Below are 21619 nucleotides of genomic sequence, written 5' to 3'. Positions count from 1 at the left end.
GTTGTGCTTTACTACTTCGCTAAATCACCTTCTACCGGAGTGACCGAGCTCGCGTGGTAGCCCTTTGGCCCTTCTTCTACCTCGTAGTTGACTTGCTGCCCTGCTTTTAGAGTGCGGTAGCCATCCATTTTGATTGTTGAGTAGTGCGCGAAAATATCGCCGTCTTCACCCTCTGGACAAATAAAGCCAAATCCCTTGGCATTGTTAAACCATTTTACTGTACCTGTCGCCATGCTATACATCCCTCATGCATTTTGTAACTGAAGTTGTGGTAGAAGATACTGACCTTCGGTAAATCTACTGACTTCATGAGACTATTCGCTCTAAACCATCGTATTTAGCACCAGTGGCTAGCCAAAATCAGCGAGTTCACTGTGAGAAATTTCCCATACGCTGGGGAATACTGATTCAAAACTTGTTAAATTTTAGTCACTAGTTAACCACTCTAGTCAAACATTGAGCGTAGTCAATAGGAAACTAGTATAAATAACTACATATTCTATACATATGCGCTTTGGTTTTAACAAATGTGCAATGGAACGCTTCTGTTTACATAGGCTTACTGTATGCTAGAGGGGGGGGGAGGATAACTTTTTTCAACGTGGCTCATATGTGACACACACTAATAGCATTGTTTTGTTTGCAGCGATACAATTGGTGCATTAGTCTCTTAATAAGAGATGTTTTTCGAGTGGCAGATTGAAAGCAACTTAGCTGAGAAGCTCAGACTGGATACTGTCACATTGTGATGAATTTGTAAGAAAACTCTCGAACATCTGGCCATGAGTAAAAATTTTGAATGGGTGACTCCAGACTCAGATTTATTGGAGAAAGAAAAAACTAAGGTTGAGCCACCGGCGCTGTATAACGTTATCCTCAATAACGATGATTACACTCCGATGGACTTTGTTGTAGAAATCTTGGAACGCTTTTTTTCACTCAACGAGGACAAAGCAACGCAGGTGATGCTAGCTGTACACTATGAAGGTAAAGCCGTCTGTGGCACCTACACTGCTGAAGTTGCTGAAACGAAAGTTGCTCAAGTGACCATGTATTCAAGGGAACATGAACACCCACTTTTGTGTACCATGGAAAAAGCCTAATTTTCGCTTGAATGGCGCATGCCATTCCTTAGGAGGTACTTATGCTGAATAAAGAACTAGAATCGAGTCTGAACGGTGCATTTGCTCGTGCCCGCGACAAAAGACATGAATTCATGACCGTAGAGCATCTCCTTTTAGCTTTGTTGGAAAATGACTCGGCTAAAGAGGCCCTAACAGCATGCAACGCTAACCTAGAAACGTTGCGTAACGAGTTGGATATCTTCATCGATCAAACCACTCCGCTCATTCCAGACTCTGACGATACAAGAGAAACCCAGCCTACGCTTAGTTTCCAACGAGTACTTCAGCGTGCCGTCTTCCATGTTCAATCATCTGGTCGCAGTGAAGTGACAGGTGCCAACGTTCTGGTCGCCATTTTCAGCGAGCAGGAATCTCATGCGGCTTATCTTCTAAAGAAGAATGACATTAGCCGCCTAGACATTGTTAACTTTATCTCACACGGGATCACCAAGAATGCCGGCCCTTCAGGTGATGAGCCTTCTAGTGGTTCGTTAGGCGGTAGCAGCGAAAGCATTGAAGATGCGAACAGCGAAGACCGCTTAGAGAGCTTTGCAACCAACCTGAACCAAGTTGCAAAAGCGGGGAATATTGACCCTCTCATTGGCCGTGATAAAGAGCTAGAGCGTACAATCCAAGTCCTTTGTCGACGTCGTAAAAACAACCCGTTGTTAGTGGGTGAAGCGGGTGTTGGTAAGACGGCGATTGCAGAAGGGCTTGCGTGGAGAATCGTCGAAGGTCAAGTACCTGAAGTCATCAAAGACAGCGTTATCTATTCTCTGGATATTGGGTCGCTTCTCGCGGGCACCAAATATCGCGGTGACTTCGAGAAACGCTTCAAGGCAATCCTGAAACAGCTTGAGAAAGAAGACGATGCCATCCTATTCATCGATGAAATCCACACCATCATTGGAGCGGGAGCTGCGTCTGGTGGTCAAGTTGACGCCGCTAACTTGATTAAACCTCTATTGAGTAGTGGTAAATTGCGCTGTATCGGTTCGACGACCTACCAAGAGTACAGCAACATCTTCGACAAAGAGCGCGCGCTATCTCGTCGATTCCAGAAAATTGACGTGGTGGAACCATCTTTAGATGACACCACTAAGATTTTGATGGGTTTGAAACCTAAGTACGAAGAGCACCATGAAGTACGTTATACCAACAAAGCACTGCGAGCTGCGGTAGAGCTGTCGGCTAAATACATTAATGAGCGTCACCTTCCAGACAAAGCCATTGATGTAATCGATGAAGCTGGTGCTCGTAGCCGCTTGGTTCCTGCCAGCCGTCGCAAGAAAACTGTGGGTGTCGCGGACATCGAAGCTATGGTGGCTAAGATGGCTAGGATCCCAGAGAAATCAGTGTCTTCTTCTGACAAAGACATTCTTCAGAATCTTGATGAGAAGATGAAGATGTTGGTATTCGGACAAGACCAAGCGATCGATGTGCTTAGTGAAGCAATCAAGATGACTCGCGCAGGTCTTGGCAATGAGGATAAACCTGTAGGTTCGTTCTTGTTCGCAGGTCCTACTGGGGTAGGTAAAACTGAAGTGACCGTTCAGCTGTCGAAACTGCTGGGCATCGAATTGCTTCGCTTTGATATGTCTGAATATGGCGAAAGACATTCGGTCAGCCGTTTGATCGGTGCACCTCCGGGCTATGTAGGTTATGACCAAGGCGGTCTATTGACTGACGCTGTTATTAAGCATCCGCACTCTGTCGTTCTTCTCGATGAGATTGAGAAGGCTCACCCAGATATCTTCAACCTGCTGTTGCAAGTGATGGATAATGGTACGCTGACGGACAACAATGGCCGCAAAGCCGATTTCCGAAATGTTATTTTGGTCATGACCAGTAATGCCGGTGTAACCGAGACAGAGAAGAAATCGATTGGTCTTATCCAGCAAGACCACAAACCTGACGCGATGGGTGCGATTAAGCGTGTGTTCACGCCAGAGTTCCGTAACCGCCTTGACGGTATCATCTGGTTCAACAGCTTAGATGATGTTGTCATTCACCAAGTGGTCGACAAGTTTATTGTTGAGCTGCAAGCGCAGCTAGATTCACGCGGAGTGTCTTTAGAGGTGTCTGATGAAGCTCGTGACTGGTTAGCTGTCAAAGGTTACGACAAGACCATGGGGGCACGTCCAATGGGTCGTGTCATCCAAGACAAGCTCAAAAAGCCACTGGCCAACGAGCTGTTGTTTGGTAGCTTAGTTGATGGCGGTACGGTGCGTGTTTCTTTGGAAGAGGATGAGCTCGCATTCGAATATATCGGTTCAAAGGAAGCGGCTGAAGCGCATCACTAATAGTCGCGAAGAGTAATAAAAAAGCGTACCCAAATGGGTACGCTTTTTAGTATCTGATGTAGAGATCACAATAAAAAACGGAGCCGAGAGCTCCGTTTTTTATTGCATTCGACAATCGTAGATTAACGAGCGCGGAAGACGATGCGGCCTTTAGATAGGTCGTATGGAGTCATCTCTACAGTTACTTTGTCACCAGTAAGGATACGGATGTAGTTTTTACGCATCTTACCAGAGATGTGTGCAGTAACTACGTGACCGTTTTCTAGTTCAACACGGAACATTGTGTTTGGTAGAGTATCAAGAACAGTGCCTTGCATCTCAATTACGTCTTCTTTAGCCATTTAATCCTCTTTCGAAATGTGGCGTTTTTAACGGCGAGCATTGTGCCGCTAAAATCTCAATATGTAAAGTTGCGGTGTATTCTACCCTTGCCAACGCTGATTTACTAGCCTTTGATGACGTTGGAAGCGGGTTTTGTAGTTCATAGCGGAGCAATCATCGATTTGATAGCCCAAGTAGAGCCACTGCTTGTTGTACTGGCGACAGTATTCTAACTGGCACAACACCGCGTAAGTCCCTAATGACAGCTCATAGTCTGGGTCAAAAAAGGTGTAGAAAGCACTAGCGCTGTTTTCAAGTATATCCGTAATAGCGATGGCAACCAGATCTTCTCCGTCATAGATGTGAAGGTAATGCATGGTTAACCAAGTGCAATCGGCGAATTCAAAAAACTCTTTTTCACGAGGGGGATACATGCTTCCAGAAGCGTGCCTTCCTTCGATATATTTGGCATAGAGTTCAAACCACTTTTCGTCGAGTTGGCTACGGATTTCCCAACGCAGATGTTTGCCTTTTGACCATAGTCGTTTTTGACTTTTTGAAGGGCTGAAGTCTTGCACTGCTACCCTTAGAGCTTGACAGGCCTGGCACGTATCACACTGTGGCTTGTAGAGTGTATTGCCACTGCGGCGAAAGCCATTGGCGAGCAGCATTTCGAAGTTTTCCCCGCTGTGCATCTCCTTTTCAAGGACGATCGCGACACGTTCTTCCTTTGATGGAATATAACTGCAAGGTTGCTGTCGACTCAGTCCAATACGAATTTGTTGCAAGGCCATGTTCATCTACTCTCACTCCTCTCTATAGGCAATGATAGCGTCTGGTGCTCAAAACAGGAACGTTCTACAGCGGATTGTTGATATTGATACAGCTTTTCCAAGAATGAGACTCGATCCAATTCTGTCGCGCCGAGGGATTGCAGGTGAGAGTTCATGACTTGGCAGTCGATCAGCTTTCCTCCGTTCAAAGTAAAGTGTTCGCAGAAATACCAAAGGGCGATTTTGGACGCATTGGTTGCCAGAGAAAACATCGACTCGCCGCAAAATACCTGCCCGATAGAAAGACCATAGAGACCGCCCACTAACTCCTGGTTTTGCCATACTTCGACAGAGTGACAATGACCTTGGTTTGCGAGTTCAATGTATGCAGCTTGCATATCGTCATTTAGCCAGGTTTCCTCCAGTGGTCGAGTACTGGAGCAAAACCCAATCACCGAAGCCGTATCTTTATTTATCGTGACCTGATAACCGTGCTTACGTTGGAATTTTCGTAAGCTTTTCGAGGGTTGGAAAGATTCTGGGAAGAAAACGGCTCGCGGAGAAGGACTCCACCACAAAAGAGGTTCATTGGGTCCAAACCAAGGAAAAACGCCGCTCTTATAGGCACTAATGAGTCGTTGCGGACTCAGGTCACCACCAAAAGCGAGTAAACCGTTAGGTTCATCTAAAGCCTCAAATGGCGAAGGGAAGCTTAGGTCATGACTGTCTAGTTCTGGAAGATATATGGTCATACGGAATAGGCTCTGATTTCCTTTATTTTTCGCTGTACTAGCTGGCTAGTACCTGTTTGCCTGATTTTTAACCGCCGTTAGCAGTTTTAGGGGTGGCGCTCATTCTTTATTTTCGATAGTCTGCCAGTACGAAGAATTATAGAGGATACTTCACGTTAGGACCGAAGTATCAGCAAAGGATTAAACACCCCAATGGAAAGCTTAACATTACAACCAATTCAGAAAGTATCAGGAACGGTGAATCTTCCTGGTTCTAAAAGCGTTTCCAATCGTGCATTACTGCTGGCTGCGCTAGCCGAGGGTACAACTACCCTAACTAATTTGCTCGATAGTGATGACATTCGACACATGCTGAATGCCCTTACTAAACTGGGCGTCGAGTATCAGTTATCTGCGGATAAAACTCAATGTGTTGTCAAAGGTTTAGGTAAGGCTTTTTCTGTAGACTCTTCAACCGAGCTATTTCTGGGTAACGCAGGAACAGCAATGCGACCACTCGCCGCGGCACTTTGTCTAGGCAAAGGTGAGTTCGTCTTGACTGGCGAGCCTCGCATGAAAGAGCGTCCAATCGGTCACTTGGTTGATGCGCTTGTAGAGGCAGGGGCGGATATCACTTATCTAGAGAACGAAAACTACCCACCACTCAATATCAAAGGTACGGGCCTGAAAGGTGGTCACGTTAAAATAGATGGCTCAATCTCGAGTCAGTTTTTAACCGCGTTTTTGATGTCAGCGCCACTTGCTGAATCAGACGTTACCATTGAGATTGTTGGTGAGTTGGTTTCTAAGCCATATATTGATATCACCCTACACATCATGAAGCAGTTTGGTGTGGAAGTTGAAAACCAAGATTATCAGAACTTCGTTGTCAAAAGTGGTCAACAGTACCAATCACCGGGTCAATTCCTCGTTGAAGGCGATGCATCATCGGCCTCATATTTCCTAGCGGCAGCAGCCATCAAGGGCGGCGAGATTAAAGTGACGGGTATCGGGAAAAACAGCATTCAAGGCGATATCCATTTCGCAGACGCGCTTGAGAAGATGGGCGCTGATATTGAATGGGGTGATGACTATATCCTATGTCGCAAGGGTGAACTTGTCGGTATCGATATGGATTACAACCATATTCCGGATGCGGCGATGACAATTGCGACCACGGCACTTTTTGCCAAAGGGACGACGGCTATCCGTAATGTTTACAACTGGCGTGTAAAAGAGACGGATCGTTTGGCTGCGATGGCTACTGAACTGCGTAAAGTCGGTGCTACCGTAGAAGAAGGTGAAGACTATATCATTGTTGAGCCAACGAAAGATCTGAAGCACGCTGCGATTGATACATACGATGACCACCGCATGGCGATGTGTTTTTCACTGGTTGCGCTAAGTGACACTCCTGTGACTATCAATGACCCTAAGTGTACGTCAAAGACATTCCCAGATTACTTTGACAAGCTAGAAGCTCTAAGCCAGTCATAATAAAAAGCGCCCTCTCGTAAGATAGGGCGCTTTTTTTAATCTATTGAGTCGTTATTCGACAGTAAATTCTTTTGAAAGGTGGTGGGCTAAGTATTTGAACATGTTGAATACAGCCGTTGTTTTTTCAGTTGGAAGACCATTGTCATCTAAGAAATAATTGCCCTTAAATACTAATACACCGTCTTTTTCTTCAACGCTGTCAGCACGCATACCTTCGATGAAGTCTTCGTGCTCTTGAATGACCTGATTCGCAATCAACAAAAGGTCGAATTGAGAGATTGGCTTTCTTTGTGACATATTGATGTCCTCTATATATATGGCTTTTGCCGTAGTTTATGAGTGACAACACATTTTGCAAGGACAAATATCTCGGCTATAGTTAGCAGCAATTTGTGATTTGCCACAAATTTTGATTATTGTTGCTAGTCAACTTGGGTAAATGACGTTTAATATTGCGCCATTTTTTAAATAGCGAGCCCGTTTCAATCGGACATTTGTCGACCAATTAGCGTCTGATTGTAAAAAAACAGGTTGATCTTCTTTTGTTCTCGCTCAATAGTAAAAAAGAAGCATACATTTCGAACATCGTGCGATTAAATGTCGCAATGTGATATAGGACGTTAGTGTCATTATGGGAAAGTCACTAGTTATAGTGGAGTCACCTGCTAAAGCTAAAACCATTAATAAGTACCTCGGTAAAGACTTTATTGTTAAGTCGAGTGTGGGTCACGTACGTGATTTGCCGACAGCCGGTCAGAGTACAGGTAAAAAAGCAGCAGCGGTGTCTACCAAAGGCTTAAGTGCTGAAGAAAAAGCACGCATTAAAAAAGAAAAAGACCGTAAGGCACTCATTAAAAAGATGGGTATCAACCCATACGACGATTGGGCGGCAAATTATCAAGTACTACCTGGCAAAGAAAAGGTAGTGGCTGAGCTACAAAAGCTTGCAAAAGACGCTGACCACGTTTATCTCGCAACCGATTTGGACCGCGAAGGAGAAGCTATCGCATGGCACCTTCGTGAGATCATCGGTGGCGATGAAGAGCGATACAAGCGTGTGGTCTTTAACGAAATTACTAAAAATGCTATCCAGCAAGCGTTCCAGGATCCTGGCGAGCTGAATATGGATGGTGTTAATGCTCAGCAAGCTCGTCGTTTCCTCGACCGAGTAGTGGGCTTTATGGTGTCTCCTCTGCTATGGAAAAAAGTAGCGAGAGGCTTGTCTGCAGGTCGAGTACAGTCTGTGGCAGTAAAACTATTGGTTGAACGTGAGCGTGAAATCAATGCGTTTATTCCTGAAGAGTTCTGGGATATTCATGCCGACACCAAAACAACAGATAAAACAGACTTCCGTTTACTTGTTGCTCAAAAGCAAGGTAAAGCGTTTAAGCCTGCCAACGAAACCGAGGCGCAAGCCGCTGTCGCGACGTTAGATAAAGCGGTTTATGAAGTTTGTAAACGCGAAGATCGTCCGACGCAAAGCAAGCCTTCGGCACCGTACATCACGTCGACACTCCAGCAAGCGGCAAGTACACGCTTGGGTTATGGTGTTAAAAAGACCATGATGCTTGCTCAACGACTCTATGAAGCGGGTTACATCACCTACATGCGTACTGACTCAACAAACTTGAGTGCGGAAGCGGTAGACGCTGTACGCGGCTTTATCGATAGTGAGTTTGGCGGCGAATACCTACCGGAGAAACCAAACTTTTACGGTAGTAAAGAAGGTGCACAAGAAGCGCACGAAGCGATTCGTCCATCTGACGTGAATGTAAAAGTTGACGACTTAAATGGCGTGGAAGCGGACGCTCATAAGCTGTATGCGTTGATTTGGAATCAGTTTGTTGCGTGTCAAATGACACCAGCAAAATACGATTCAACGACAATCAGCGTTAAGGCAGATGATTACACGCTTAAAGCGAAAGGCCGTATTCTTAAGTTTGATGGTTGGACTCGTGTTCAACGTCCAATGGGCAAGAATGAAGACGCGATTCTTCCAGCAGTACAGTTAGGCGATAAGCTTGACCTTGTTGCACTGGATCCAAAACAGCACTTTACTAAGCCGCCAGCGCGCTTCACGGAAGCTGCTTTGGTTAAAGAGCTAGAGAAGCGCGGTATTGGTCGTCCTTCTACTTATGCTTCTATCATCTCTACGATCCAAGACCGTGGCTATGTGAAAGTGGAGCAGCGCCGTTTCTACGCCGAGAAAATGGGTGAGATTGTTACCGACCGTTTAGATGACAGCTTTACAGATTTGATGAACTACGACTTCACCGCTCGTATGGAGCAGAGGCTCGACCAAATCGCTGAAGGTGAGACCAACTGGAAGCAGGTTCTGAATGAGTTCTTCGAAGAGTTCACAACCGACCTTGGCAAAGCTGAGCTGGATGAAGACCACGGTGGTATGAAGCCAAACCATATTGTTGAGACTGATATTGAGTGTCCAACATGTGGTCGCCCTATGGGTATTCGCACGGCATCTACTGGTGTATTCCTTGGTTGTTCTGGTTACGCACTGCCGCCAAAAGAGCGCTGTAAAACAACGATCAACCTTGGCGATGAAGAAGGCATCATCAATGTTCTAGAAGAAGACGTTGAGACTGCGGCACTTCGCGCTAAGAAGCGCTGTCCTATCTGTGAAACTGCGATGGACGCGTACCTTATTGATGACAAGCGCAAACTTCACGTATGTGGTAATAACCCGAACTGTGAAGGCTATGTTGTTGAGCACGGCGAGTTTAAGGTTAAGGGCTATGATGGTCCGACGGTTGAGTGTGATAAATGTGGTTCTGAAATGGTTCTTAAAAATGGCCGTTTTGGTAAGTACATGGATTGCACAAACGAAAACTGTAAGAACACTCGTAAGATCCTAAAAAATGGTGAGATCGCTCCTCCGAAAGAAGATCCAGTGCACTTCCCTGAGTTGCCATGTGAAAACTCAGATGCGTACTTTGTATTGCGTGATGGTGCTTCTGGTCTGTTCATGGCGGCGAGTAACTTCCCTAAATCTCGCGAGACTCGTGCTCCGTTAGTGAGTGAGTTGGCACGCTTTAAAGAGCGTCTGTCGCCGAAGTTCGTCTATCTAGCAGAAGCACCTACAGAGGATCCTGATGGTCGTCCTACGGTCGTTCGTTTTAGCCGTAAGACGAAAGAGAACTACATTCGCTCAGAGATCGAAGGTAAGCCTTCAGGATGGACTGGCCTTTATGTTGACGGTAAGTGGGAAATTACCGACAAACGCAAAAAGCCTAAGAAAGAGTCTTAAGCACTAAACTCGTAAAGCCTGACTTGATGCTCAAGTCAGGCTTTTTTTGTACCTGTGAGACACAAAAAAATCGGGGCTGCGATACAATCGCAGCCCCGACTCAATAGATGCTGTACTTACTTGTCTTCAGACAGACCCACTAAAGCGGACTGAGTTTCCATGATGTGCGTATCAACGTCACTGATGTCGCTGATACCAAGTTGCTCACGAGCCTCATCTTCACTGATTCCCAAGTGGCAGCACAGTAGATCGATGGCCATTTGAAAGTTGTTGTTTTCTACCATGGTATTTTCCTTTTCAACATGGGCTTTGGACTATGTGGACTTTATCTTGTCGTTGCCATACTCACAATAAGACTAAAGTCTAAGACTTCACTGTCTCACGTTAGCTATAAAAATGTTCAACTGACGCACACTATGAAGCACGTTGGTCACGTCTTTGTAATAGCTTCACGATATCAAGATGTTATTCTCTATAAAGTAGTCAAAATATTAATGCTTTGTTGCAATTTAAAGCTTAAACTTGAATTTCAAAACTACGACACTATGTATATATTAGATTCGAAAAATGCCACTTGGATCTCAAACTCTTTGTAGAGTGATGAACCCGAAAACAACGACAAAGGCATTTGTACAATATAGAGCTTCTTAATCTGGAGAAATGTAAATGAAGCGTATAGCACTCTTTTTAGCGACTAACCTTGCCGTGGTATTGGTGTTGAGCATTGTGCTTAATATCGTCTACGCGACAACGGGCTTGCAGCCAGGCAGCCTGTCAGGGTTACTGATAATGGCCGCCGTGTTTGGCTTCGGTGGTTCATTTATCTCTTTGATGATGTCAAAGAGCATGGCTTTGCGCTCTGTAGGCGGCATGGTTATCGAAAGCCCTCGTAATGAAACTGAACATTGGTTGCTAGAAACGGTTGGGCGTCAGGCTCAGCAAGCTGGCATTGGCATGCCAACGGTCGCTATCTATGACTCACCTGACATCAATGCGTTTGCAACAGGTGCAAAACGCGATGATTCATTGGTTGCAGTTTCATCAGGGCTGTTGCACAGCATGACGAGAGACGAAGCAGAGGCGGTGCTTGCTCACGAAGTTAGCCACATCGCTAATGGTGACATGGTCACTATGACGCTAATGCAAGGTGTAGTGAACACTTTCGTTATCTTCCTATCGCGCTTTATTGCCAACATCGTTGCTTCAAACAACTCTAATGAAGAGGGAGAAGGTGGCACTAGTATGATGGTTTACTTCGGCGTATCTATGGTACTAGAGCTGGTATTTGGCTTCTTAGCGAGCTTTATCACTATGTGGTACAGCCGACACAGAGAATTCCATGCGGACGCTGGTGCAGCGCAGCTTGTTGGTAAACATAAGATGATTGCAGCGCTTGAGCGTTTGAAGATGAGCCAAGAGTCGCAACTGGAAGGCTCAATGATGGCATTTGGTATTAATGGTAAACGCTCTATGACTGAGCTTCTTATGAGCCACCCGCCACTAGAAAAGCGTATTGACGCGTTGCGTAGCCAACAGTACTAATACGACGTTAATTGAACCGAACCTATTAAAAAGCTTGGAAAATTTTCCAAGCTTTTTTTTGATCTTTTCAAAACGGCCCGCCGTAATAGTTATACAAAAATTGGAAATGCAAAAACTTGTATAACTTTTAAGGTGTACTAACTTGTACATTGAGAACAAATGTATAACTAACAAAGGGTTGTTATGAATATTGAAGCTGTCAGTGAGGTTTATGAAAAACTAAGCAAAGACAACCTGTATTTGCTCGAAGACCTCTATCACAAGGATGTGGTATTTGAAGATTCAGCGCATCGTTTCGAAGGCTGGGATCAACTGTCCGCATATTTTGATTCTCTCTACACTAACGTCATTCAATGTGACTTCTCCATTCAGCATCACCAACAGGTAGAAGACACAGGCTTTCTGACCTGGACGATGAAACTCAAGCACCCGAAGTTAAACGGGGGGCAACCTGTTGAGGTCAACGGTGTCAGTCATATTCGTTTTAAAGGTGATCGCGTTATTTATCACCGCGACTACTTTGACTTAGGAGAGATGCTGTACGAGAACATACCTCTTCTTGGCGCGGTGATAAAAAACATCAAGCAAAGGCTAGGGAAGTGATTCTATGACACACCAAGCAGTGTTTATCACGGGCGCATCATCCGGCATTGGGCGGCAGTTGGCTGAAGACTTTGCTGCCCAAGGTCACCACGTCTACGCATGCGGTCGTTCACAAACCAAGTTAGAGGAGGTCAAAGCAGGGCGAGAGAACGTAACGACGCTTAGCTTTGATGTCACAGACTCAGTTCAGGTCAAACAAGCTGTGAGCTCACTCGCAGTGCCGCCAACACTGTGGATTATCAACGCAGGAGACTGCGAATATATTGATGATGGCGTTTTGGATGCACAGCTTGTCGCTCGCGTAATGAACGTAAACGTGATAGGCAGCGTGAACGTTCTGGAAGCGATTCAAGATCGACTCGACGCGCAGCACCATGTCGTCGTGGTGAGTTCGATAGCGGGTGAACTCGCGCTCCCTAGAGCAGAGGCCTATGGTGCTTCTAAAGCGGCAATCACTTATATCACCCGCACACTTCAGTTAGATTGGAAATCAAAGGGAGTCATGCTGAGTTGCGTATTCCCGGGCTTTGTGAAAACACCGCTCACCGACAAAAACGATTTTGATATGCCGATGATAGTGACGCCCGAAGAGGCGTCATCGGCAATACGAAAAGGCATCGAAAAGCGCCAAAAAACCATCTATTTCCCAAAACGGTTTACCTCAATACTTAGGGTAATTGCAGCATTACCTTACAGTTGGCAAACAAGGTTGGTAGGTAAACTTCTTTAAGACGGTCAAGGATAATAACAATGAAAATAGCAATAGTAGGAACTGGAATTTCAGGCTTAACGTGTGGTTACTATCTACATAAAGACCATGACATTACCCTGTACGAAGCCAATGATTACATCGGTGGACATACAGCAACTGTTGATGTAGAGGTCGATGGCAAAGGCTATGCGGTAGACACAGGTTTCATTGTGTACAACGACAGAACCTACCCTAATTTCATTAAGATGATGAATGAGATTGGAGTGAGAGGCGTGCCGACCCAAATGAGCTTCAGCGTTAAAAATGCCTCGAATGGATTGGAGTACAACGGGCACACCATACCTACTTTGTTTGCTCAGAAGAGAAACTTACTCAGTCCAACCTTTTATCGGTTTATCTTCGAGATACTACGTTTTAATAAGCTCGCCAAAGCCTCCGCAGACAATACAAACTTGAGTGAGCAAACTCTCGGAGAGTTTTTAACGACCAACGATTTCTCAGATTATTTCACCCAAAACTATATCCTACCAATGGGCGCTGCAATTTGGTCATCGACGCTGGCCGACATGCGCTCATTTCCGCTTCGTTTCTTCTTGCGATTTTTCTTAAACCACGGACTACTTGACGTCGTAGACCGCCCTCAGTGGTATGTCATAGAAGGTGGCTCAAGAGCTTATATCGACCCGCTCACCAAAGGATTCGCGGATCGAATCCGTTTGAACTCTCCGGTAAGTAAAGTGGAACGTGACTCGTTGGGGGTTAAAGTGACATCTAATGGCGTCACGGAACAGTTCGATAGAGTTATCTTCGCTTGTCATAGCGACCAAGCGCTCAATATGCTTGAAGAGCACTCAGACGACGAGAAAGAGATTTTAGGGGCGATGGCATATCAGCAAAACGAAGTCGTCTTGCATCGCGATATTAGCTTGTTACCAAAACGCAAAGCAGCGTGGGCATCGTGGAATTACGCCTTGGATGGCGGCGATGATGAGCAGCAGCGATTACCGACACTCACTTACAACATGAACATTCTGCAGCATATTGAGTCAGAGTCTACCTTCTGTGTATCGCTAAACTCGGCAGCCAAGATCGAGCCTTCAAAAATCCTCAGGACTTTTAACTACAGCCATCCGGTATTCACAACCGAGAGCATTGCCGCCCAGGAGCGTCGCGAGGAGCTGTGGGGATGTCGAAATACATGGTTCTGTGGTGCCTATTGGTACAACGGATTCCATGAAGATGGCGTAAGAAGCGCGCTGGACGTTATACGTGGTATTCAAGAAGAGGCTTCGCTTCAAAATGAACAAGGTGCGCTGTCAAGAGGAGCTGCCTGATGGAGCTTGCTAGTCGCCTAATGATTGGAGAGGTTGAGCATCGTCGCTTTGTACCGACAAAACACAGCCTCTCTTATCCGCTGTTTATGCCTGCTATCGATCTTGATGAATTGGATATGCTGAGCAAAAACGTGTGGGGTTTCGGTGTGCGCTGGTGGCATTGGGCTAGGTTCAAGCGTGAGGACTACCTCGGGGAAGGTGACTTAAAAACAGCGGTACAAGAGAAAGTGCATGAACTCACCGGGGATAAAATTAACGGCAAGGTTATCGCTGTGTGCCACCTTCGCTACCTCGGGTTGTATTTTAGTCCGGTTAATTTCTACTATTTATATGACGAGCATGGGCTGTGGCGCTATTTATTGGCTGAGGTGAGTAATACACCGTGGAATGAGAGGCACTATTACGCAGTTAATGCCGAGCAAGGGCTAAATAGCGAGAACTGGCAGCATGAGAAAGCCTTTCATGTTTCTCCGTTTAACCCGATAGAACAAACATATCGATGGAAACTCAAGCCTTTGAAAGAAAAGCTTTTTGTTCATTTGGCTTGTCACAAAGACAATAAGGTGTTTGACGCAACGTTGCGGATGAAGGCACATCCGTTTAATTCGTCTTCGCTGATGAAGCAACTGGTCAAAACGCCGATTCTTACCGTAAAAATAGTGGTAGGCATTTATTGGCACGCGTTTAAGCTTTGGCGCAAAGGCGTACCAATATACGACCACCCAGGTAATAGAAATAAAGAATTTTCGCAGCAATCGAATTCTAAGAATTAGGGAGAATTCCAATGTTACAAACAACGTCACTAGACGTACCGAAAACGTTGACCGGCATCCAAAAAACAGCCAAGGGTGTCGCGTTTGGTTGTTTACAAAAACTAGAAATCGGTACGCTTACTATCATTGAAAGCTTCTCCACCAGTGGCGACAGCTGTCGAAAAGTTGAAGAACGCTTCGGAGCCCCTCGGTCAAATGAACCTGCTGCGGTTATCGAAGTCAAACACCCTGATTTCTACCGACGTTTGCTCCAAGGTGGGAGTATTGCTGCTGGTGAAGCGTATATGGATGACTGGTGGGACAGCCCTGATCTATCCGCCCTGATGGAGCTGATGGCCCTTAATCTCGCTGCTCTTGATTCCATCGAAGACAAATCGAGCATGCTCACTAAAATAATGTACAAACTTGGTCACTGGGTGAATAGAAATACCGTTACCAAGTCTAAAGAGAACATCGAAGCACACTACGACTTAGGCAACAGCCTTTACGAAACATTCTTGGATAACAGAATGTTATATTCTTCAGGCATTTACCAAGCAGACACCGATACGTTGGAGCAAGCACAGCTCAACAAAATGGAGCGTCTTTGTCAGCAACTAAAACTCAAGCCGAGTGATCAAGTGATCGAAGTAGGAACAGGCTGGGGCGGTATGGCGATTTATATGGCAAAGCATTACGGCTGCCACGTGACGACAACGACAATCTCGGAAGAGCAATACGCGTACGCTCAGCAACAAGTTGAGAAAGAGGGACTCGGAGATAAGATTACCTTGCTCAAGCAAGACTACCGCTTGCTTGAGGGGCAATACGACAAACTTGTTTCGATTGAAATGATCGAAGCCGTTGGTAAGCAATTCCTCGTATCGTATCTTAAGAAATGCCAATCGCTGCTAAAACCCAAGGGATTGATGGCGATTCAAGCCATAACCATCGCAGACCAGCGCTACGACTATTACTCTGATAATGTGGATTTCATCCAAAAGTACATCTTCCCTGGTGGCTTTTTACCATCGATAACGGCGCTCACTGCTAACAGCACAAAGCACACTGATCTTATTGTTCGAGACCTATTTGATATCGGGCAAGACTATGCCAAAACGCTTGTCGATTGGAGACTTCGTTTTGAGAACGCTCTCACTCGAGTGCGTGAGCTCGGCTATGACGAGCGCTTTATTAGAATGTGGCGCTATTACTTTTGTTACTGCGAAGGCGGGTTTAGAGCCAAGAGCATTAGCACAGTTCATATCACGTTTCAGCGTGGCTAATAGCGACAGCCAAGTGGAGTAAAGTGGCCATGACTCGAGGATGGAAGTTGTTGATAGTGAGTACCTGGTTCGAGTTGATGTGGGCGCTGTCCGTTTTTGGTCAAGAGCGCTTTCAGTGGCTCGCACTTGCTCTCGCCGTGATTACCGTTGCGACCACCTTCAACAAGCTCAATCTGTCTCTACCCATCTGGGGCGCCATTGTTGGGCTTGGTTTAGTTGTTGATAGTGCGAATGCACTCACGGGCGTTTTGGTATTTGATGCGGCGCTGCTTCCTATTTGGCTTGTGGCACTATGGCTTATTTTCGCTTGGTATGCGTACTTTCTTGCTAGCTTTCTGACTTCTTATCCGATTTCTATCGTAGTAATGATAGGTGGTGTGGCAGGAGCGCTCAGCTACTTTGCAGGGTTTAAGCTCGGCGCTGTGGATACACACCTTTCTATTTTTACAATGATGGCGCTACTGTTTCTGCAATGGGTTGCCATCGTGTTTGTTGTTCTACGATTGAGCACATACTCAGAGCGGAAGGTGAGTCATGAAAGCTAAAGGGTTACTTGGATTATGTTTAGCGTTGGCTGTAGGCAGCGCCTCTGCAACCAGCGATAGACCCGTGAGTTATGAAGGTTGGGGGCAGTGGAAGGTCGTTGGAGAGGCTCAGCTCTCTTGGCTCTTTTTTGATATATATCGCTCGCAGCTGCTTGCGCCGCAAGGCACGTATGCATTGAGTAGCGACGTGTCACCTCATCCAGTCGCTTTGCGCATTGAATACCAGCGTGACATTAGCCGAGAGCAACTACTCGAAGCCACGCTCGATCAATGGGAGAAAATGGGCATTGACAAGGAAACTCGCAGTCGATGGATAGCCAAACTGTATGACATTTTTCCGAGTGTCGCAGACGGCCATCAGCTTATTTATGTGACTGACGGTTCATCGGGCAGTTTCTACTATCTAAACAGTGACAAACCTATGCAGAAAGTTGGGCGTATTGAAGATGAGTCGCTTAATGATGGGTTTCTGTCAATTTGGTTGGGCAATAACACTCAATATCCCAAGCTGAGAGCACAGCTTATAGGTATGAACCGATAATAAGGAACAATAATGAAACGTGTGCAGTGGTTGGCTACATGCTTGATACTCCCTCTCGTCCTATTGCTAAGCGCTTGCAGTGCTGATTTAAAGGATTACCAAGCATCTACACCTGAGTTTAACTTGTTCGAGTACTTTGAGGGGGAAACTAAGGCTTGGGGCATGGTACAAGACTATACTGACAAACAAACTCGTCGCTTTGAGGTGGTGATTGTCGGAACTGTGCAAGGCGACCAGATTACGCTAGTGGAAGACTTTGTTTTTGACGACGGAGAACTCGATCAGCGTATTTGGACGATAGACAGATTAGCCGATGGAACATACAAAGGCCGCGCTGACGATATCATTGGAGAAGCCAAAGGAGAGGTGGTCGGCAATGCGCTTCGTTGGCAGTACGACTTTGAATTGGAAGTTGACGGCTCAACCTACACTGTAGCATTTGATGATTGGATGTACCGTCAAGACGACAAGCATCTATTTAACCTAACCAGCATTCGTAAGTTTGGTATGGAAGTCGGAACGATCACCCTTTTTTTTCAAAAGCAGTAGCTAGTCCAAAGTGGGCCGTATGTAACAGATACAAAAGCGGCGGCGATATTACTATCGCCGCCGCTTTACTTTGTCCTCAAATTAGCTTATCGCTAAGGAGAGCTATCGAGAATTACAGCTTGTCAGTTAGCTCAATCGCTTGACCGATATAGTTCGCCGGTGTCATCTCTTTTAGACGTGCTTTTTCGGCTTCAGGAAGCTCTAGACCGTCGATGAAGTTACGCATTGCTTCGCCGTCAACACGCTTACCACGAGTCAACTCTTTTAGCTTCTCGTATGGCTTCTCGATACCGTAACGACGCATGACTGTTTGTACAGGCTCTGCGAGTACTTCCCAGTTTTGATCAAGTTCAGCTAGAAGCGCTTCACGGTTCACTTCTAGTTTGCTGATACCCTTAAGTGTTGAAGTGTAAGCAATGATAGCGTAGCCACAGCCAACACCTAGGTTACGAAGAACCGTTGAATCTGTCAGGTCACGCTGCCAACGAGAGATAGGTAGCTTCTGTGCTAGGTGAGCAAATACAGCATTTGCTAGACCTAGGTTACCTTCTGAGTTTTCAAAGTCGATTGGGTTAACTTTGTGCGGCATCGTTGAAGAACCGATTTCACCAGCGATAGTTTTTTGCTTGAAGTGACCTAGAGCGATGTAACCCCAAACGTCACGGTCGAAGTCGATTAGAATCGTGTTGAAACGTGCAATCGCATCGAATAGCTCGGCGATGTAGTCGTGAGGTTCGATCTGAGTTGTGTATGGGTTCCAAGTTACGCCAAGAGACTCAGTGATGAACTCTTCGCTGAACTTGTGCCAGTCTAGCTCTGGGTAAGCAGATAGGTGAGCGTTGTAGTTACCAACCGCACCATTAATTTTGCCTAGGATCTCTACAGCTTCGATTTGCTTGTATTGACGCTCCATACGGTAAGCAACGTTTGCCATCTCTTTACCCATAGTAGAAGGAGATGCAGGCTGGCCGTGTGTACGAGAAAGCAGAGGAATATCACGGTACTCTTCAGCAAGCTTGCTGATAGCATCGATGATGTTGCGAATTTCAGGAAGAACGACAGTGTCACGAGCTTCTTTAAGCATTAGGGCGTGAGACGTGTTGTTGATGTCTTCAGAAGTACATGCGAAGTGAATGAACTCGTTTACCGCGTGAAGCTCAGGTACACCCGCTACTTTCTCTTTTAGGAAGTACTCAACCGCTTTAACATCGTGGTTAGTCGTACGCTCAATCTCTTTAATGCGTGCTGCGTCTTCTTCACTGAAGTTAGCTGCTAGCTCATCAAGAAACTGGTTAGCTTCTGCACTGAATGCTGGAACTTCTTTGATTGCATCCGTTGCTGCTAGTTTTTGCAACCAACGAATTTCAACGATAGAGCGGTACTTAAGTAGGCCAAACTCACTAAAGATGCTGCGAAGTGCAGTTGTCTTACTACCGTAACGGCCGTCTACTGGTGAAACAGCAGTCAATGCTGACAGTTCCATGATGTTCTCCTGAATTGAGTTTCTAAATTTCGTGAGCTTTATACCAATAACTGCGCCGTTTGTCACGAAGATTGCGCAAACGTTTGCGTTAATTTTATTTTGGTACAAAAGTAAACTCGCACACCGTGCGAGTTTGTATGTGTTTGTCGTTGATGCCTCTAATAGAGCATTCTTAAAGCACGCACCAAGCCTAGAGAAGATTCCTGCCTGCGTAGGCGCACGGCCAGTGGAATGCCAATAGTCTTGTATTGTACAAACCCCAAATAGTCGTCACCCCTGCGCAGGCAGGGGTCTACTTAAAGCGTGTACCAGTTCTAAATTGATACTAATTTCTCGGTAAAAGCTCGGTAACAAATTACTTCCGAGTTACATTCGAGCTAAAAGAATCTGAGCCTGCTCGACCATCTTCTTACGACCGAACACCAAGTGTCTGCGTTTGCCGCCAACTTGACGCCAAAGTACCGCACTACGAATACCGGATAGAAGCAACGCACGCACTTTTTGCTGTGTGGATGTTTGCTGCAACACAGCGGGTGTGCCTGTTACTTGGATTCGAGGACCAATAGGGCTGATAACATCTAGATAGACGCTTGCAAGGTTGCTAATCATTTGTTCATCGAGGAGCTCATAGTGCTCTAGCTGACGGTCAACCATTTGCAGGCGATCGCCAAGTTGCGCCATTGCGTCGTTTCGACTGTTTAGCTTACGCTCTAATGCCATAAGGCTAATGATGTAGCGCGTGATCTCGCTCCCTGTTGGGGTGCTATCGATCCCATTCACCAAACACTCAAGTCCGACTTTTAAGTCAGACTCGATACCGAACACGTCAAGCGTACTTGACGGGTTCATGTTGGTGATTGCTTTGATAGAGGTTTCAAACGCGTCTGAATCACAGTAACCGTCTTTAGCAACTCGTTGTACAAGGGCAACGGCTTGGCAAATCCCTGCAAACGCTATCGTACGGTCATAAAGTGTATTAGCCACGTAGTTCTCCTAAAAAATAATCTGCGAATTGTTTTTAGATGCGCTCTTCAATAATACCGCCACCAAGACATACGTTGTCACTGTAGAATACAGCAGACTGGCCTGGGGTGACTGCCACTTGTGGCTCATCAAAGATCACTTTAATGTTGTCATCGTCGATAGGAATAATAGTACAAGGGATATCCTGTTGACGATAGCGAGTTTTTACTGTGCATTGCAGTGGCGCAGTGATCGGTTGACGATCTACCCAGTGCAATTGTGCTGCGCGAAGGCCGTTTGACTTAAGCAGTGGGTGGTCTGCACCTTGCACTGCAATCAGTACATTACGCTTAAGATCTTTTTCAGCCACGTACCATGGGTCTTCGTTACCGCCGCCGCCTTTTTGGCCACCAATGTGTAGACCTTTACGTTGACCTAACGTGTGATACATAAGACCTTGGTGTTCGCCAATTTCTTTACCTTCTGGTGTTTCAATTTTACCTGGTTGAGCCGGTAAATAGCGAGACAAGAAGTCTGTAAATTTGCGCTCACCGATGAAACAGATACCAGTCGAGTCTTTTTTCTTCGCTGTGATAAGTCCTTGCTCTTCAGCAATGCGACGAACCTCGGGTTTTTCAAGCTCGCCAACAGGGAACAAGCTTCTTGCGATTTGCTCGTGACTCAAAGTGTATAGGAAATAGCTTTGGTCTTTATTGCTATCTAGACCACGTAGCATTTGTGGCTTTTCACCGTTCTCTGGGAAGGTGCGGCTCACGTAGTGACCCATCGCAATATAATCCGCGTCTAGCACTTCGTCTGCAAATTCTAAGAAGGCTTTAAACTTGATTTCTTTGTTACAAAGAATGTCTGGGTTAGGGGTACGACCCGCTTTGTATTCTGCTAAGAAATATTCAAACACGTTGTCCCAATATTCAGCGGCAAAATTGATCGTGTGCAGGTGGATACCAAGCTTGTCACACACCGCTTGTGCGTCAGCGAGATCCTCTGCTGCTGTGCAGTACTCTTCGTTATCATCTTCTTCCCAGTTCTTCATGAACAGGCCTTCAACTTGGTAGCCTTGCTGTTTCAGAAGATAGGCAGAAACAGAGGAGTCTACACCGCCGGACATACCGACAATCACTTTCTTTTGGCTGTTATCAGACATGTATAAATACCACCTAATTTAATTGGACGCAGATTCTAGCAGAAACGAAACCAGCAATACAGTTCCGCGAACTAAATCACACTTTCTAAGAGGAGGTAAGTGTGTTCCGAAATGGAGAAAATCAAGGGTA

At 45.8% G+C, this 21619-nt stretch carries 22 protein-coding genes; 13 read left to right on the top strand and 9 right to left on the bottom strand.

Annotated features, from left to right (window positions below; genetic code table 11):
• Positions 1-11: 11 nt before the first annotated feature.
• Complete coding sequence (cspD, locus tag AC6I8Y_RS11235) at positions 12-233, bottom strand: cold shock domain-containing protein CspD (RefSeq protein ID WP_042476908.1); 222 nt, start codon at positions 231-233, stop codon at positions 12-14.
• A 549-nt stretch (positions 234-782) separates the two neighbouring features.
• Between cspD and clpS the strand changes: the two genes are divergently transcribed.
• Both clpS and clpA read left to right on the top strand, forming a co-directional pair.
• Positions 783-1103 carry an ATP-dependent Clp protease adapter ClpS gene (gene clpS, locus AC6I8Y_RS11230; protein ID WP_042476814.1) on the top strand — a complete coding sequence of 107 codons (321 nt, stop codon included), beginning with the start codon at positions 783-785 and terminating at the stop codon, positions 1101-1103.
• Positions 1104-1144: 41 nt separating this feature from the next.
• Complete coding sequence (gene clpA, locus AC6I8Y_RS11225; protein WP_498020203.1) at positions 1145-3427, top strand: ATP-dependent Clp protease ATP-binding subunit ClpA; 2283 nt, start codon at positions 1145-1147, stop codon at positions 3425-3427.
• 122 nt (positions 3428-3549) lie between these two features.
• On the opposite strand, the gene infA is transcribed toward clpA, so the two are convergent.
• The 3 genes from infA to aat form a co-directional block, all read right to left on the bottom strand.
• Positions 3550-3768: a translation initiation factor IF-1 gene (infA, locus tag AC6I8Y_RS11220; protein ID WP_001040192.1), complete on the bottom strand. Its 219-nt coding sequence runs from the start codon at positions 3766-3768 to the stop codon at positions 3550-3552.
• An 81-nt stretch (positions 3769-3849) separates the two neighbouring features.
• Positions 3850-4548 carry an arginyltransferase gene (locus tag AC6I8Y_RS11215; protein WP_252011669.1) on the bottom strand — a complete coding sequence of 233 codons (699 nt, stop codon included), beginning with the start codon at positions 4546-4548 and terminating at the stop codon, positions 3850-3852.
• The gene (gene aat, locus AC6I8Y_RS11210; protein ID WP_498020202.1) at positions 4545-5273 is read right to left on the bottom strand and encodes a leucyl/phenylalanyl-tRNA--protein transferase; all 729 of its coding nucleotides are present in this window, start codon (positions 5271-5273) and stop codon (positions 4545-4547) included. Before aat ends, AC6I8Y_RS11215 begins: the two co-directional genes overlap by 4 nt.
• Positions 5274-5465: 192 nt before the next feature.
• Here aat and aroA point away from each other — a divergent pair, with 192 nt between their 5' ends.
• Positions 5466-6749, top strand: coding sequence for a 3-phosphoshikimate 1-carboxyvinyltransferase (gene aroA / locus AC6I8Y_RS11205; protein WP_498020201.1), 1284 nt, complete (start codon positions 5466-5468; stop codon positions 6747-6749).
• 51 nt (positions 6750-6800) lie between these two features.
• Here aroA and AC6I8Y_RS11200 read toward each other — a convergent pair whose 3' ends face one another.
• Complete coding sequence (locus AC6I8Y_RS11200) at positions 6801-7046, bottom strand: YciN family protein (protein ID WP_234495540.1); 246 nt, start codon at positions 7044-7046, stop codon at positions 6801-6803.
• A gap of 334 nt (positions 7047-7380) precedes the next feature.
• Here AC6I8Y_RS11200 and topA point away from each other — a divergent pair, with 334 nt between their 5' ends.
• Complete coding sequence (gene topA, locus AC6I8Y_RS11195) at positions 7381-10014, top strand: type I DNA topoisomerase (protein ID WP_498020200.1); 2634 nt, start codon at positions 7381-7383, stop codon at positions 10012-10014.
• A 116-nt stretch (positions 10015-10130) separates the two neighbouring features.
• On the opposite strand, the gene AC6I8Y_RS11190 is transcribed toward topA, so the two are convergent.
• Complete coding sequence (locus tag AC6I8Y_RS11190; RefSeq protein WP_128648446.1) at positions 10131-10298, bottom strand: hypothetical protein; 168 nt, start codon at positions 10296-10298, stop codon at positions 10131-10133.
• Between the two features lie 382 nt (positions 10299-10680).
• Between AC6I8Y_RS11190 and htpX the strand changes: the two genes are divergently transcribed.
• The 9 genes from htpX to AC6I8Y_RS11145 all read left to right on the top strand — a co-directional run bounded on the left by htpX (position 10681) and on the right by AC6I8Y_RS11145 (position 17878).
• Positions 10681-11556, top strand: a complete 876-nt coding sequence (htpX, locus tag AC6I8Y_RS11185; RefSeq protein WP_234495542.1) for a protease HtpX — start codon at positions 10681-10683, stop codon at positions 11554-11556.
• A gap of 183 nt (positions 11557-11739) precedes the next feature.
• Positions 11740-12159 (top strand): nuclear transport factor 2 family protein, encoded by a 420-nt coding sequence (locus AC6I8Y_RS11180; RefSeq protein ID WP_042476828.1) that lies wholly within the window; start codon positions 11740-11742, stop codon positions 12157-12159.
• A gap of 4 nt (positions 12160-12163) precedes the next feature.
• Positions 12164-12889, top strand: coding sequence for an SDR family NAD(P)-dependent oxidoreductase (locus AC6I8Y_RS11175; protein ID WP_498020199.1), 726 nt, complete (start codon positions 12164-12166; stop codon positions 12887-12889).
• A 20-nt stretch (positions 12890-12909) separates the two neighbouring features.
• Positions 12910-14205, top strand: coding sequence for an NAD(P)/FAD-dependent oxidoreductase (locus tag AC6I8Y_RS11170; RefSeq protein ID WP_498020198.1), 1296 nt, complete (start codon positions 12910-12912; stop codon positions 14203-14205).
• Positions 14205-14978, top strand: coding sequence for a DUF1365 domain-containing protein (locus AC6I8Y_RS11165; RefSeq protein WP_498020197.1), 774 nt, complete (start codon positions 14205-14207; stop codon positions 14976-14978). The genes AC6I8Y_RS11170 and AC6I8Y_RS11165 overlap by 1 nt, the downstream gene beginning before the upstream one ends.
• Before the next feature lie 11 nt (positions 14979-14989).
• Entirely contained in the window at positions 14990-16243 is a 1254-nt protein-coding gene (locus AC6I8Y_RS11160; protein ID WP_498020196.1) for a class I SAM-dependent methyltransferase, read from the top strand.
• Positions 16244-16299: 56 nt separating this feature from the next.
• On the top strand, positions 16300-16788 hold the full coding sequence (locus AC6I8Y_RS11155) for a DUF2878 domain-containing protein (RefSeq protein ID WP_498020195.1): 489 nt from the start codon (positions 16300-16302) through the stop codon (positions 16786-16788).
• Positions 16778-17329: a chalcone isomerase family protein gene (locus tag AC6I8Y_RS11150; protein WP_042476838.1), complete on the top strand. Its 552-nt coding sequence runs from the start codon at positions 16778-16780 to the stop codon at positions 17327-17329. The genes AC6I8Y_RS11155 and AC6I8Y_RS11150 overlap by 11 nt, the downstream gene beginning before the upstream one ends.
• Before the next feature lie 12 nt (positions 17330-17341).
• Entirely contained in the window at positions 17342-17878 is a 537-nt protein-coding gene (locus AC6I8Y_RS11145; protein ID WP_498020194.1) for a DUF3833 domain-containing protein, read from the top strand.
• Positions 17879-17990: 112 nt separating this feature from the next.
• Here AC6I8Y_RS11145 and purB read toward each other — a convergent pair whose 3' ends face one another.
• From purB to mnmA, 3 genes are all read right to left on the bottom strand, one after another.
• Complete coding sequence (purB, locus tag AC6I8Y_RS11140; protein ID WP_128648469.1) at positions 17991-19361, bottom strand: adenylosuccinate lyase; 1371 nt, start codon at positions 19359-19361, stop codon at positions 17991-17993.
• Between the two features lie 366 nt (positions 19362-19727).
• Positions 19728-20345 (bottom strand): high frequency lysogenization protein HflD, encoded by a 618-nt coding sequence (gene hflD, locus AC6I8Y_RS11135; protein WP_042476845.1) that lies wholly within the window; start codon positions 20343-20345, stop codon positions 19728-19730.
• Positions 20346-20379: 34 nt separating this feature from the next.
• Complete coding sequence (gene mnmA / locus AC6I8Y_RS11130) at positions 20380-21489, bottom strand: tRNA 2-thiouridine(34) synthase MnmA (RefSeq protein ID WP_042476848.1); 1110 nt, start codon at positions 21487-21489, stop codon at positions 20380-20382.
• Positions 21490-21619 lie beyond the last annotated feature (130 nt).

This window comes from Vibrio sp. KUL78 (assembly GCF_059725505.1).
This window is presented reverse-complemented; position numbering and strand designations above follow the sequence as displayed.

Coding starts and splice junctions, on each gene's coding strand:
- AC6I8Y_RS11200 (WP_234495540.1), bottom strand. CDS start 7,046: ATGTCACAAAGAAAGCCAATCTCTCAATTCGACCTTTTGTTGATTGCG.
- purB (WP_128648469.1), bottom strand. CDS start 19,361: ATGGAACTGTCAGCATTGACTGCTGTTTCACCAGTAGACGGCCGTTAC.
- mnmA (WP_042476848.1), bottom strand. CDS start 21,489: ATGTCTGATAACAGCCAAAAGAAAGTGATTGTCGGTATGTCCGGCGGT.
- topA (WP_498020200.1), top strand. CDS start 7,381: ATGGGAAAGTCACTAGTTATAGTGGAGTCACCTGCTAAAGCTAAAACC.
- AC6I8Y_RS11190 (WP_128648446.1), bottom strand. CDS start 10,298: ATGGTAGAAAACAACAACTTTCAAATGGCCATCGATCTACTGTGCTGC.
- aroA (WP_498020201.1), top strand. CDS start 5,466: ATGGAAAGCTTAACATTACAACCAATTCAGAAAGTATCAGGAACGGTG.
- aat (WP_498020202.1), bottom strand. CDS start 5,273: ATGACCATATATCTTCCAGAACTAGACAGTCATGACCTAAGCTTCCCT.
- AC6I8Y_RS11150 (WP_042476838.1), top strand. CDS start 16,778: ATGAAAGCTAAAGGGTTACTTGGATTATGTTTAGCGTTGGCTGTAGGC.
- cspD (WP_042476908.1), bottom strand. CDS start 233: ATGGCGACAGGTACAGTAAAATGGTTTAACAATGCCAAGGGATTTGGC.
- AC6I8Y_RS11180 (WP_042476828.1), top strand. CDS start 11,740: ATGAATATTGAAGCTGTCAGTGAGGTTTATGAAAAACTAAGCAAAGAC.
- AC6I8Y_RS11215 (WP_252011669.1), bottom strand. CDS start 4,548: ATGAACATGGCCTTGCAACAAATTCGTATTGGACTGAGTCGACAGCAA.
- clpS (WP_042476814.1), top strand. CDS start 783: ATGAGTAAAAATTTTGAATGGGTGACTCCAGACTCAGATTTATTGGAG.
- htpX (WP_234495542.1), top strand. CDS start 10,681: ATGAAGCGTATAGCACTCTTTTTAGCGACTAACCTTGCCGTGGTATTG.
- clpA (WP_498020203.1), top strand. CDS start 1,145: ATGCTGAATAAAGAACTAGAATCGAGTCTGAACGGTGCATTTGCTCGT.
- AC6I8Y_RS11165 (WP_498020197.1), top strand. CDS start 14,205: ATGGAGCTTGCTAGTCGCCTAATGATTGGAGAGGTTGAGCATCGTCGC.
- AC6I8Y_RS11145 (WP_498020194.1), top strand. CDS start 17,342: ATGAAACGTGTGCAGTGGTTGGCTACATGCTTGATACTCCCTCTCGTC.
- AC6I8Y_RS11175 (WP_498020199.1), top strand. CDS start 12,164: ATGACACACCAAGCAGTGTTTATCACGGGCGCATCATCCGGCATTGGG.
- infA (WP_001040192.1), bottom strand. CDS start 3,768: ATGGCTAAAGAAGACGTAATTGAGATGCAAGGCACTGTTCTTGATACT.
- AC6I8Y_RS11160 (WP_498020196.1), top strand. CDS start 14,990: ATGTTACAAACAACGTCACTAGACGTACCGAAAACGTTGACCGGCATC.
- AC6I8Y_RS11170 (WP_498020198.1), top strand. CDS start 12,910: ATGAAAATAGCAATAGTAGGAACTGGAATTTCAGGCTTAACGTGTGGT.